The sequence below is a fragment of the Caldanaerobacter subterraneus genome (assembly GCF_004345675.1).
In the GTDB taxonomy this organism is placed as follows: domain Bacteria; phylum Bacillota; class Thermoanaerobacteria; order Thermoanaerobacterales; family Thermoanaerobacteraceae; genus Thermoanaerobacter; species Thermoanaerobacter subterraneus.
In genome coordinates, this window is record NZ_SLWU01000069.1 from 1 (window position 1) to 1,839 (window position 1,839).

General features: G+C 39.9%; 1 protein-coding gene. It reads right to left on the reverse strand.

Translation table 11 applies throughout. From position 1 onward, the window contains the following. The coding region (locus EV203_RS13250; RefSeq protein WP_132040913.1) for a PKD domain-containing protein at nt 1-1,839 on the reverse strand (1,839 nt) is incomplete at both ends.

A 1,839-nucleotide genomic window follows, 5' to 3' on the forward strand; every position in this document is an offset into this window, starting at 1 on the left:
ATACATTTCAAAATCCACAACAGGCTGCAAGTTTATCACTTCACATATTTTATCCTTCATCGGCTTATTTGAAGTATCAGCAGTTTTGTAATCTGACGGTGATACAAACTCAGGTATGGTTTCTTCTCCAAAATCTTCTTTAACTGAAAGTTCAAATAAATACTTTCCTACATCTTTTGTATACAGTACTGGGTGAGTATTATTGCCACTGTCCAAAGTTATCCACTGCTCATCATCAAAACTTCCGTTGTTGTTGCTGTCATACTTATATTTCCATATTCTCTGCACAATTTTATCACCGTCTGGGGAATAAGAGGCATCTATAAGCTCTATTTTGGCCATATTGCCGTTTGAAGGGTTCCTCAAAGCAGTGGCCATCACAAAGAAATCTGCAACAGGAGGTAAATCTTCTACAACAGTTAATGTCCTTTCATACCAGTCAGAATAATTCCCTGCACTATTTTTTACCCTTACTCTTACTCTATAATCTCCCGCTTTCTTAAAAAGAACCGTTCTTGTCTTCATATCTGTAGAAGACACTATCTTTATATCATTCTGTGTCAAGCCACTGCTCACAGGTGTTATCTCCCACTCTGTTACATCCCATACCATTGGATACTTCGGCGATGTATAGCTGCCTGACGCATCTAACACTACTTTTCTGTTTTCCTTCAATGCACCCGTGTAGTCAAAAAATGCTTTAGGTACTGCAGGTTTTACTTCTATAGTCTTCTGTGCCGTATCTGTTAAGCCGTCATTGTCTGTCACTGTCAGCCTTATTGTGTACGTTCCTACCTTGTCAAAAGATATTGTACCGCTTTCGCCTGAAAGAGTACCTACCACGCCGCTTGAAGGAGAAATGCTCCAGCTGTAGTTAACAATAGTTCCATCAGGGTCATAGCTTCCAGAGCTTATATACACATCATCACCCTGAATCACTTCTGAAGGAGCATTTATAACTGCAACAGGGGGTACAGGTTCTGGTGCAGGAGGTGGTGTTGGCTCTGGAGTAGGTACATCCTCATACTGTCCTATTACTTTAGTGGTTTCTGCCTCTGAAGTTTTATTTATGCTTGCATCCCATACTCTTACTTTTGCCCAAACCTTGTCGCCGGGCTTTGCATTAGTAATAAGCTTCGTATACTTTGCTTGAGAAAGAGAAGTCAAATTCTGCACAGCCACACCGTCTGAACCTAATAGATCTACTCCATTCACCTTAAGCCAAAATCTTGCTGCATAAGGACCTGTTCCGCTTGACACAGAAGATGTTGCGTCAATGGTCGCATTTACATCTCCCGTTGTTCCTGCTTTGAGAGATGGTGGGTCTAAAATAAGATTTATCTTTGCCTGTATGCTGCCGGGAGGAGGTGGTGGTGTAGGTGCAGCACTTACTGTGAAAGTATAGTCTTTTCTTGTAAACCTATCTACAGAATCTTTCACATACAAAGTTATAGTGTGTTGGCCTGCTGAAAATTTTCTTGTAATGGTATCGGTAAAGCTCGTAGTGTCATATAAAGTTTTTCCTGAAATTACTCTTTCACCATCTATATCTACTGTATATACAATTTTATCTCTAAGCCCTAAAGCTCCTTTTAAATCAACTTTTTGCGGTCCAGTATCAGGATTCCAAAAAGTAAAAAAGGAAGTCCCTGAAAGCATAATCCTTACATCTTCATTTTCTTTTGGATTTACAGGAGAAATAGATATATTACCAGAAGGTGGTCTTGTTGTTGAAACATATACTTCTCCTTTACCACCTTTTTCATCCAGTACTTTATATCCTACCACATGAGCGCCATTAAGCTCTGCAAGATAGCGTATATACACACGGTCTGAACC